This is a genomic window from Streptomyces sp. Ru72 (genome assembly GCF_002920635.1).
Lineage (GTDB): Bacteria > Actinomycetota > Actinomycetes > Streptomycetales > Streptomycetaceae > Streptomyces.
This window is the reverse complement of sequence record NZ_PQSR01000002.1, coordinates 94,635-105,115: the sequence shown is the minus strand read 5'-3', so window position 1 is coordinate 105,115 and position 10,481 is coordinate 94,635. Positions and strand designations below refer to the sequence as shown.

8 protein-coding genes are annotated in these 10,481 nt (G+C 72.1%); 5 read left to right on the top strand and 3 right to left on the bottom strand.

Annotated elements, in window-relative coordinates:
- Nucleotides 1-1,195: 1,195 nt before the first annotated feature.
- Nucleotides 1,196-2,377, top strand: a complete 1,182-nt coding sequence (sucC, locus tag C3488_RS01605; protein WP_103837468.1) for an ADP-forming succinate--CoA ligase subunit beta — start codon at nucleotides 1,196-1,198, stop codon at nucleotides 2,375-2,377.
- A 21-nt stretch (nucleotides 2,378-2,398) separates the two neighbouring features.
- Nucleotides 2,399-3,283, top strand: coding sequence for a succinate--CoA ligase subunit alpha (sucD, locus tag C3488_RS01600; RefSeq protein WP_103837467.1), 885 nt, complete (start codon nucleotides 2,399-2,401; stop codon nucleotides 3,281-3,283).
- 90 nt (nucleotides 3,284-3,373) lie between these two features.
- Here the strand turns inward: sucD and C3488_RS01595 are convergent, their stop codons facing one another.
- Nucleotides 3,374-4,180, bottom strand: coding sequence for a sigma factor-like helix-turn-helix DNA-binding protein (locus C3488_RS01595; RefSeq protein ID WP_103837466.1), 807 nt, complete (start codon nucleotides 4,178-4,180; stop codon nucleotides 3,374-3,376).
- 104 nt (nucleotides 4,181-4,284) lie between these two features.
- On the opposite strand from C3488_RS01595, the gene C3488_RS01590 reads away from it, so the two are divergent.
- On the top strand, nucleotides 4,285-5,961 hold the full coding sequence (locus C3488_RS01590) for a DUF6350 family protein (RefSeq protein WP_103837465.1): 1,677 nt from the start codon (nucleotides 4,285-4,287) through the stop codon (nucleotides 5,959-5,961).
- Between the two features lie 132 nt (nucleotides 5,962-6,093).
- Here C3488_RS01590 and C3488_RS01585 read toward each other — a convergent pair whose 3' ends face one another.
- A complete protein-coding gene (locus C3488_RS01585) occupies nucleotides 6,094-6,888 on the bottom strand; it encodes a hypothetical protein (protein ID WP_103837464.1) in 795 nt (264 codons plus the stop codon).
- Between the two features lie 362 nt (nucleotides 6,889-7,250).
- On the opposite strand from C3488_RS01585, the gene purN reads away from it, so the two are divergent.
- Together purN and purH are read left to right on the top strand one after the other, a co-directional pair.
- A complete protein-coding gene (gene purN, locus C3488_RS01580; RefSeq protein WP_258053248.1) occupies nucleotides 7,251-7,901 on the top strand; it encodes a phosphoribosylglycinamide formyltransferase in 651 nt (216 codons plus the stop codon).
- Nucleotides 7,898-9,460, top strand: coding sequence for a bifunctional phosphoribosylaminoimidazolecarboxamide formyltransferase/IMP cyclohydrolase (gene purH, locus C3488_RS01575; RefSeq protein WP_103837463.1), 1,563 nt, complete (start codon nucleotides 7,898-7,900; stop codon nucleotides 9,458-9,460). The genes purN and purH overlap by 4 nt, the downstream gene beginning before the upstream one ends.
- Nucleotides 9,461-9,617: 157 nt before the next feature.
- Here purH and C3488_RS01570 read toward each other — a convergent pair whose 3' ends face one another.
- Nucleotides 9,618-10,304 carry an RDD family protein gene (locus C3488_RS01570; protein WP_103837462.1) on the bottom strand — a complete coding sequence of 229 codons (687 nt, stop codon included), beginning with the start codon at nucleotides 10,302-10,304 and terminating at the stop codon, nucleotides 9,618-9,620.
- Nucleotides 10,305-10,481: the final 177 nt, after the last annotated feature.

The window sequence follows — 10,481 nt, the reverse complement described above, 5'->3', positions numbered from 1 at the left end:
CGCGGACGTCCCGTGCGAGGATCCTCCGCGCTCGGCCATCCACGGTGCACGGTGTTCGTTCCGTACCGCCTGTTTCCGCCGCACGGAGGCTCTCCCGTCTTGATCCTGCCGGCCGCACTGTCCTCCGCCGGTCCCGTACCGCGCGCGATGCGTACGGCGGCCGGGCGGTGTGCGCTGCAGAAGGCGCTGGTGCCGGGCGGGTTGTTCGCGCTGGGACTCCCGCGCCAGGGGCAGGCGCACGCGGCGGACGGGCCACCGACGGGCCCGTCGGCTCCCGCGGCGGCCGGGGCCCGGCCCGGCACGGCACCGGCCGGGCCCCAGGCCGGCACTCCGCCGGCAGGGTGCGCACGAGCGGCCGTCGGAGCCGACGGATGACGTACCCGCGTCCGTGCCGCAGCCGGTCGCCCGGAAACGCCGTCCGGGCGGTCGTGCCCGTCGCCGGACAGGACGTCGAGGACGCGGCGCAGCTCGCGTACGGCGCGGCGGGCGACGTGCCCATGTTCGTCGGCGGGATCGCCGACGAGGGCGACCTGTTCGCGCAGGGGGCCGCCGGGCAGGCGGCGCCGTTCGCCGGGGCCGTGAGAGGGACCGTCCAGGCGTCCGGAGGCTCGCCGGCCGGCCACGCCGACAGCCGGGGCCTCCGGGGCCGAGGGCGTCGCCAGGGCCGCCGCTCCGGACTGCCCGGAGCAGAGCCGCTACGGCACGTCCCCCCTCTGACCCCCCTCCCTGCCCCCGTCCGACCCCGTCGCCGTACGACGCGCGCCCGGCGGTGCCGTCGCAGGGCGCCCGACCGACCCCGCGGGCTGGTGGAGGCGGACGACCGAAAGCCGTCGGTTCGTCCGTCCGGAACCCCGCGGAAAGGGCCGGCCGGTCCCCATTGGGGTGGGGATCGGCCGCCCTGACCCCCTTCGGGGTTGTTCAAGGGTCCTCACCGGGTCAACCCCAGCCCGGTGAGGCCCTTCACCTCTGGCACGGAGTGCCGGAGAGTCCGGCATCATGTGACAGGTATCACCGCTCAGGTGTGACCCTCGATTTATGGACGCCCCGCGAGCGGCGATAACCTGCGAGACGGACATGCCGCGCGCTCGGACACCGTGTGCGCCTCCCTTGTGACACAGAGCGGACGTCACGTTGCCCTTCGCGGCACGCCCACGCATCCAACGAACCGCGAGATCACTGATAGGGACGGAAGCGCGTGGACCTGTTCGAGTACCAGGCGAGGGACCTCTTCGCCAAGCACGGTGTACCGGTGCTGGCCGGTGAAGTCATCGACACGCCTGAGGCGGCGCGCGAGATCACCGAGCGGCTGGGCGGCAAGTCGGTCGTCAAGGCCCAGGTGAAGGTCGGTGGCCGCGGCAAGGCCGGCGGTGTCAAGCTGGCCGCCACCCCGGACGAGGCGGTCGCCCGCGCGACGGACATCCTCGGCATGGACATCAAGGGCCACACGGTCCACAAGGTGATGATCGCCGAGACCGCTCCGGAGATCCTCGAGGAGTACTACGTCTCCTTCCTCCTCGACCGCGCCAACCGCACCTTCCTCTCCATCGCGTCCGTCGAGGGCGGCATGGAGATCGAGGAGGTCGCGGCCACCCGCCCCGAGGCCGTCGCCAAGATCGCGATCGACGCCATCGACGGTGTGGACAAGGCCAAGGCCGAGGAGATCGTGGCCGCGGCCAAGTTCCCGGCCGAGGTCGCCGACAAGGTCGCCGACGTCCTGGTCAGCCTGTGGGAGGTCTTCGTCAAGGAGGACGCCCTGCTCGTCGAGGTGAACCCGCTGGCCAAGGTCGCCTCCGGTGACGTCATCGCCCTCGACGGCAAGGTGTCCCTGGACGACAACGCCGAGTTCCGTCACCCCGAGTTCGAGGAGCTCCACGACAAGGCGGCGGCCAACCCGCTCGAGGCCGCGGCCAAGGAGAAGAACCTCAACTACGTGAAGCTCGACGGCGAGGTCGGCATCATCGGCAACGGCGCGGGTCTGGTCATGTCCACCCTCGACGTCGTCGCCTACGCCGGTGAGAAGCACAAGGGTGTCAAGCCCGCCAACTTCCTCGACATCGGCGGTGGCGCCTCCGCCGAGGTCATGGCGAACGGCCTCGAGATCATCCTCGGCGACCCGGACGTCAAGTCCGTGTTCGTGAACGTCTTCGGTGGCATCACCGCCTGTGACGCGGTCGCCAACGGCATCGTGCAGGCCCTGGAGCTCCTCGAGTCCAAGGGCGAAGAGGTCACCAAGCCGCTGGTCGTGCGTCTCGACGGCAACAACGCCGAACTGGGTCGCCAGATCCTGGACGACCGCAACCACCCGCTCGTGCAGCGTGTGGACACCATGGACGGCGCGGCCGACAAGGCCGCCGAGCTGGCTGCTGCCGCGAAGTAAGGGACGAGGTCACACACAACCATGGCTATCTTCCTCACCAAGGAATCCAAGGTCATCGTCCAGGGCATGACCGGCTCGGAGGGTCAGAAGCACACCCGCCGCATGCTGGCGTCCGGCACCAACATCGTCGGTGGCGTGAACCCCCGCAAGGCCGGCCAGACCGTCGACTTCGACGGCACCGAGGTACCGGTCTTCGGCTCCGTCAAGGAGGCCATCGAGAAGACGGGCGCCGACGTCTCGGTGATCTTCGTACCGGAGAAGTTCACCAAGGACGCGGTCGTCGAGGCCATCGACGCCGAGATCCCGCTCGCCGTCGTCATCACCGAGGGCATCGCGGTGCACGACACGGCGTCCTTCTGGGCGTACGCCGGCAAGAAGGGCAACAAGACCCGCATCATCGGCCCGAACTGCCCCGGCCTGATCACCCCGGGTCAGTCGAACGCCGGCATCATCCCGGCCGACATCACCAAGCCGGGCCGCATCGGCCTGGTGTCGAAGTCCGGCACGCTGACGTACCAGATGATGTACGAACTGCGGGACATCGGCTTCTCGACCTGCGTCGGCATCGGCGGTGACCCGATCATCGGCACCACCCACATCGACGCGCTGAAGGCGTTCCAGGACGACCCCGACACCGACCTGATCGTCATGATCGGCGAGATCGGCGGCGACGCCGAGGAGCGGGCCGCGGCCTTCATCAAGGAGAACGTGACCAAGCCGGTCGTCGGCTACGTCGCCGGCTTCACCGCGCCCGAGGGCAAGACCATGGGTCACGCGGGCGCCATCGTCTCCGGTTCGTCGGGCACCGCCCAGGCGAAGAAGGAGGCGCTGGAGGCGGCGGGCGTCAAGGTCGGCAAGACGCCGACGGAGACCGCGAAGCTCGCGCGGGAGATCCTGGCCGGCTGAACTCCGCCTGGCTGAGCGCGCGGTGGGCCCGTACCCCTTGGGGTGCGGGCCCACCGGCCTTTCCGGGAGCCGCCGCAGCGGCTGACCGGCTCATCGGGGCTGCGGGGTCAGTCGGGCCGGGCCGTGGTGCGGGGCCGACATCAGCTTGCCGCGCAGCGCTGTCTGCGGCCGGGACAGGGGGCCCTGGGCCGGGCGCGGGGGGATGTCCTGGACGGGAGTGCCCCGGCCCACCGGGGGCTCGTAGTGGTTCGCGGCCGTGCGCAGCGTCAGGGTCGTCGCGCCGATGACCGCCGTCGTCAGGGCGATCGCCGCGCGGGCACAGTGGCGGGTGCGGCGTTCGCCGTGGGAGCGGACCGACGGCGCCTTGGGGGCGCGTAGGCGCTCCGCGGAGGCCAGTTCGGCGAGCCGGCGGGGCAGGACCTCCGGTTCCGCCTGGTCCGGTACGAGCCTGGCCAGCGTGGCGCGGGCGCGCAGCAGACGGCCGGCGGCGGCCGGGGTGCTCGCCTCCGTCTCGGCCGCGACGTCCGGCAGGTCGAGGCCGAGGCCGTCGTAGAGCAGCAGGGTGCGTCGTTGGGTCGGCGGCAGTTTCAGGAGCGCGTGCAGCAGGGCACGGTTCGGGGGTCCCGGGGGCGGCGGCTCGGGGAGCCGGTGGCGGAGGCGGAAGCGGTTCCAGGGCGAGAGGGCCCGGTCGTGCACCGCTGCCCGTACCCAGCCCGCGGGATCCCGGTCCACGGCCACCTCGGGCCAGCACTGCCACGCCAGCTGGAAGGCACGCTCGACCACCTCACGGGCCAGGTCGCGCCGACCGGTGAGCAGGTACGCCTGCCGTACGAGCGCGGGGGCGCAGTACTCGTACAGAGCGTCGAAGGCCTGGTCAGGCGTCAGGGTCTGCCTCATCCGGCGGCCCGCCGTACCGAAAAGTACATAAAAGTATTTTTAGCGACACATCCATGTTTCATGCGTTACGCCGGGAAAGCGCGTGTCGTTGGGAGCATGGCGGCGTGACTCAATGGACCGACCGCCGCATTCCGTTGCCGTCCCTGCTCGCCCGGTCATGCGATAGGTGGCCCGGGCTGGGTGCGGGCCTGCTCAGTGGAGCCCTTGCCGCGGTGGCGGGGCTCGGTGCGTTCGCCCTGCTCGCGATCGTGCTGTGGATCAGTGCGCCGTACCCGGACGACGGGCCCGATGGGGCCCTGAGGGTGGCCGCCGGGTTGTGGCTGCTGGCGCACGGCGTGGTGCTCTTCCGCACCGAGACGCTGTCCGGAGTGCCGGCGCCCGTCGGTGTCACGCCGATGCTGCCGGCCGTGCTGCCGGTGTGGCTGCTGTACCGGGCGATGCGGGAGGCGATGGACGGTGATGATGCCACGGAGGGCCCGGAGACCATGAAGGGCATCGAGGGCCGCCCGGTGGGCACGCGGGGCACGCGGGGCGCGGAAGGATCGCAGCCCGTTGCCGTCGGGTCGGCATGGTGCGGAGTGGCGGCAGGCTACATCGGGGTGGGGCTGGTGGCGGCTCTGTACGCCTCGGCGGGAGCGCTGCGGCCGTCGTGGGTGTGGACCCTCGTCTGCCTGCCGCTGGTGACGGTGGTGTCGGCGGGGGTGGGGGTGTGGAGGGCGTGCGAGGGGCCGTCCGGGGCGCTGCGGGTGCTGCGCGTGCTGAACCGTGACGACCAGGGCTTGCTCTCGAGCGCGGGACGGGCGGCCCTCGCCGGGACGGCCGTGCTGGTCGGCGGGGGCGCGCTGCTCGTGGGGCTGTCGCTGGTGTGGCACGGCGAGGTGGTGCGGGAGTCGTTCCTCCAGGTCACGCAGGGATGGGCGGGACGGGGAGCGGTGCTGCTGCTGGCGGCCGCCCTGGTGCCGAACGCCGCGGTGTGGGCGGCGGCGTACGCGCTGGGTCCCGGATTCCTGCTGGGGGCGGGGCATGGCATGGGGCCGTGGTCGCCGGCGACGGCGCCGTCGCTGATGCCGCCGTTTCCGCTGCTGGCGGCTGTGCCCGGGAGCGGAGGCGGGAACGGGCTGCTGCGCTGGGCGGTGGGGGTGGTGCCGATCGTGGCGGGGGCGGTGGCGGGGTGGTTCATGGCGCGGAGCGCTCGCGCCGAGCGGGGGCGGAGTGCGGTCTGGTCCGTCGGGCGCACGGTGACGGGTGTCGTGGGTGCGGCGGTGATGTGCGGCCTGCTGCTCGGATGGCTCGCGGAGGTGTCCGGGGGGCCGCTCGGCGTCGCGGCGCTGGCGCGGTTCGGACCGGTGGGGTGGCAGGTGGCGGGTGCCGCCGCCGGATGGATCGCGGGGGTGGGGGTGCCGGTCGCGGTGGTCGTGCGGTGGTGGACTCTCCGGGGAGCTGAGAAGCGGCGGGGCGGGGCCCCGGGGACGGAGGTCCGGCGGGGTGAGGTCCCGGGGACGGAGGTCCGGGAGGTGGATGAGCTGCGGATCGAGGTTCCGGTCGCCTCGGCAGTGACTCCCGTGCCGGCGCCGGTGGCGTCGGAATCGGTGGGGGCGCGGGCGGACGGGGCCTGGGAGGACCCGGACCTGTTCCCGTACGAGGTGCTGGCGGCGGACGCGGATCCGTTTGTGCCGGACAGTCCTTCCAGCCTGTCCGGCTCGTCCAGCCTGTCCGGGCCGTCCAGCCTGTCCGGCCCGTCCGAGCCCAACCCGACGCCCACCCCACCGGAAGAGTCGTGACGGCGCGGTCCGTCCACGGGAGGGGAGGCGATTGCACTCACCGGGCCGGAGGGGATCTCCGCCCACCGAGCCGGAGAGGATTCCGTCCGGAGAGGATTCCGCCCACCGGGCCTGGGGATACGACCGGAAAGGTCAGCCGTTCGTCCCCAGAACGCCCCGCAGGTCCTTCGGCAGAAGGTCGTTGCAGGACTGCTTCGACGCCGTGGTCAAGGCGTCGTTGACGCACGTGTAGTAGTCCCGGTAGACCAGCTGGGCCGCGAACGTGGTGGCCACCAGCGCCAGCGCCACGGACGCCGTGACCAGACCGCTGATCGCCGCCGTGGTCTGGGGGCGGGCCGGAGGCGTGGGGTTCTCCGGGGCGGGCGTGCGGGGCCTGGAGCGCAGGGCGCTCACGCCCCAGTACAGCGACAGCGCGCCCAGCAGCAGCGCCACGTACTGCCAGCTGAAGAGGGCGAAGAAGAACGCCCACATACCGCCCAGCAGTGCGTACCGCGCGCGGCGCTGGGCAGGGTCCGTGGGGTCCCAGCGCAGTCCCGCACCGGGGCCGCCGGAGCCCGGGCCGTCAGGGCCGCCCTGTCCGCCCTGTCCGCCGGGGCCGCCCGGACTGCCCGGGCGCTCGCCGAAGCGGCCGCCCGTCGCGGGGCCCGGCTGCCGGTCGCTCCACTGGCTGCCCCAGGGCGAACGCTCGCCTTCGCCGGAGCCGTCCTGCCCCTGGTCGGGGAGGCGCGGCCGCCAGGGGCGGTCCGGTGCCCCCTCCGGCGGTGGCGCGAACGGATTGTCGTCCGCCGGTGCCTTCTCGGGCCTTTGGCCGTCCCCGACCGAACCGCCGCCCGCGGACGGTGCCCCGTCGCTCTCCTGCGGCGGCACATGCGAAGGGTGCCGCTCGCGCAGCAGCAGCGGAGGGAGTCGGAGACTGCGGTCCGGCATCAGGTGTGCGTCTTCCCCTTGGTCGTACGGGCGGGCGGTTCGTCCACGGAGCTCGCCGTGAGGCGGGTGCGCCCCGCGCAGGCGGGCCGCGGGCGTCCCCCTCACCCGGTCAACGTCCCGCACAGGTGCGGCGTTCCCCGCCTGTGACCGCTGTCCGGGCCGCGTCTGCGGGTGGCTCCTCCCCAGACGCTACCTTCCAGCCCCGCCCCCGTCGCCCGGGGGCCTGCCGGTGTGCCGGTATCGTTGCTGACGGTCGGCCGCTTCGTAGACTTCCCCGTATCCCGGGGCGCGAAGCATTCGTACGACCGCACAAACGCTCTCCGAGCGACCGCACGCACACTTCCCCGAGAAAGGGCCCCGCCGTGCCCGAGTCCGTGGCCGAGACCGTCACCGAGTCGACGGCCAAGCGCCTGGTCGTCCTGGTCTCCGGTTCCGGCACCAACCTGCAGGCGCTTCTCGACGCCATCGCCGAGGCCGGCCCCGCCGCCTACGGGGCACAGGTCGTGGCCGTCGGCGCCGACCGCGACGGGATCGAGGGCCTCGCCCGCGCCGAGCGCGCCGGACTGCCCGCCTTCGTGTGCCGGGTGAAGGACTACGAGAGCCGGGACGCGTGGGACGTGGCCCTCACCGAGGCCGTCGCCTCCTACGAACCCGACCTCGTCGTCTCCGCCGGGTTCATGAAGATCGTGGGCAAGGAGTTCCTCGCCCGGTTCGGCGGGCGGTTCGTCAACACCCACCCCGCTCTCCTGCCCAGCTTTCCCGGAGCCCACGGTGTGCGGGACGCGCTCGCGTACGGCGCCAAGGTCACCGGTTGCACCGTCCACTTCGTCGACGACGGCGTCGACACCGGGCCGATCATCGCGCAGGGCGTGGTGGAGGTCCGGGACGAGGACGACGAGAGCGCTCTGCACGAGCGCATCAAGGAAGTCGAGCGAAGACTGCTCGTCGAGGTCGTGGGGCGGATCGCCCGCAACGGCTATCGCATTGAGGGACGAAAGGTAGTTATCCAGTGACCGCCGAGAGCACCAAGCGGCCCATCCGGCGCGCGCTCGTCAGCGTCTACGACAAGACCGGGCTGGAGGAGCTCGCCCGTGGCCTGCACGAGGCGGGCGTGGAGCTCGTCTCGACCGGTTCCACCGCCGGCCGTATCGCCGCCGCCGGCGTCCCCGTCACCAAGGTCGAGGAGCTGACCGGCTTCCCCGAGTGCCTGGACGGCCGGGTCAAGACCCTGCACCCCAAGGTGCACGCGGGCATCCTCGCCGACCTGCGCCTCGAGACCCACCGGCAGCAGCTCGCCGAGCTGGGCGTCGAGCCGTTCGACCTCGTCGTCGTCAACCTCTACCCGTTCCGCGAGACCGTCGCCTCCGGGGCGTCCCCCGACGAGTGCGTCGAGCAGATCGACATCGGCGGCCCCTCCATGGTCCGCGCCGCCGCCAAGAACCACCCGTCGGTGGCCGTGGTGACCAGCCCCGACCGGTACGCCGACGTCCTCGCCGCCGTCCGCGACGGCGGCTTCGACCTCACCGCCCGCAAGCGGCTCGCCGCCGAAGCCTTCCAGCACACCGCCGCCTACGACGTCGCTGTCGCCTCCTGGTTCGCGTCCTCCTATGCGCCCGTCGACGACTCGGTCTTCCCCGACTTCGTCGGCGCCACCTACGAGCGCCGCAACACCCTGCGCTACGGCGAGAACCCGCACCAGCCCGCCGCCCTGTACGTGGACGGCACCGGTGGCCTGGCCGAGGCCGAGCAGCTGCACGGCAAGGAGATGTCGTACAACAACTACACGGACACGGACGCCGCGCGCCGTGCCGCGTACGACCACGCCGAGCCGTGCGTCGCCATCATCAAGCACGCCAACCCGTGCGGCATCGCGATCGGCGCGGACGTCGCCGAGGCGCACCGCAAGGCGCACGCCTGCGACCCGGTCTCGGCGTACGGCGGTGTCATCGCCGTGAACCGTCCGGTGAGCCGGGAGATGGCGGAGCAGGTCGCCGACATCTTCACCGAGGTCATCGTCGCGCCCGACTACGAGGAGGGCGCGCTCGAGGCGCTCGCCAAGAAGAAGAACATCCGGGTCCTGAGGGCTCCGAACGCTCCCGAGAACCCCGCCGAGATCAAGCAGATCGACGGCGGTGCGCTGCTCCAGGTCACCGACCGCCTCCAGGCCGACGGCGACGACCCCGCCAACTGGACCCTGGCCTCGGGTGAGGCGCTGAGCGCGGAGGAGCTGAAGGAGCTCGCCTTCGCCTGGAAGGCCTGTCGTGCCGTCAAGTCCAACGCCATCCTGCTCGCCAAGGACGGCGCCTCCGTCGGCGTGGGCATGGGCCAGGTCAACCGGGTGGACTCCTGCAAGCTCGCCGTCGAGCGGGCGGGCGAGGAGCGGGCGCGCGGCTCGTACGCCGCCTCGGACGCCTTCTTCCCGTTCCCCGACGGCCCGGAGATCCTGATCGCCGCGGGCGTCAAGGCGATCGTGCAGCCCGGCGGTTCGATCCGCGACGAGCAGGTGGTCGAGGCCGCTCAGAAGGCGGGCGTGACGATGTACTTCACGGGCACGCGCCACTTCTTCCACTGACACCGGCGGTGCGGGGCCGGCGGGAGCCATCGGGCGAACGCCGGGCCCCGCCGCGGCACTTCACCCGCTGACGCGGGCTGCACACGAACACGCAAAGGGCCGTCCCTCCCCCTGTCCGGGGCGAGGCACGGCCCTTGGTGTGATGCCTGCGGTCAGGTCAGTTCTGGACGACCATCGTGCCCGCGGCCTTGTCGTGCCAGCCCTGCTGGCGGCCGGACTTGTCCCAGAACGGGGACAGGTAGACCAGGAGCTGGCCGATGCCGCAGGCGATGGAGCCGACCATCGGGATGATCCAGCGGATGAAGGACTTGCCCAGCCCCGGCTTCTGGCCCGTCTCGGCGTTCACCACGTGCAGGCCGAGGGCCATCTTGCCCAGGGTGCGGCCCACCAGGCCGACCATCAGCCACTCGTAGAGCAGTCCGATGATCGCGAGGATGCCGATCACGGCGGTGAACTTGCCGACGAAGTCCGAGCTCGCGTTGTTGATGCAGGTGCTGTAGTCGGCGGCGTTCGGGTCGCAGTCCTTGGCCGCGCCGACGGCACCGGCTGCGCCCGCGACGGCGAGGATGATGTAGATGACGCCGAAGACGACGCCGTCGATCAGGCGGGCGCCGAACCGGCGGCCCATCGACGCGACCCGGGGAGCGGGGGCGCCGCCGCCCGCGTAGCCCGGCTGCTGCGGGTATCCGTAGCCCCCCTGCGGCGGCACGCCCGGCGCCTGCGGGTAGCCGTAGCCGGGCTGCTGACCCTGCTGGGGGTACTGCTGGCCCTGCTGGGGGTAGCCGTACCCCTCCTGGGGGTTCTGCGGCTGTCCGTAGGGGTTGTTGGGCGAGCCGAAACTCATGGCCGGTTTCCTCCGTTGACGCATTCGGGGACGGTGCGGATTGCGCGGAGGAACGTCACGAACCGAGCGGTTGCCCCCCGAACACGAACCGCAGAACTGCGCCGTTCATCGTTCTAGCAGCGGCGACAATTTGTCCAGTCGGCGGAAACATGTGTTGTGCAGTCGCAATGTGCGCGA

What these genes read in the sequence shown, in the direction of transcription:
- sucD (WP_103837467.1), top strand. Translation starts at nt 2,399, where the DNA reads ATGGCTATCTTCCTCACCAAGGAATCCAAGGTCATCGTCCAGGGCATG.
- C3488_RS01595 (WP_103837466.1), bottom strand. Translation starts at nt 4,180, where the DNA reads ATGAGGCAGACCCTGACGCCTGACCAGGCCTTCGACGCTCTGTACGAG.
- C3488_RS01585 (WP_103837464.1), bottom strand. Translation starts at nt 6,888, where the DNA reads ATGCCGGACCGCAGTCTCCGACTCCCTCCGCTGCTGCTGCGCGAGCGG.
- C3488_RS01570 (WP_103837462.1), bottom strand. Translation starts at nt 10,304, where the DNA reads ATGAGTTTCGGCTCGCCCAACAACCCCTACGGACAGCCGCAGAACCCC.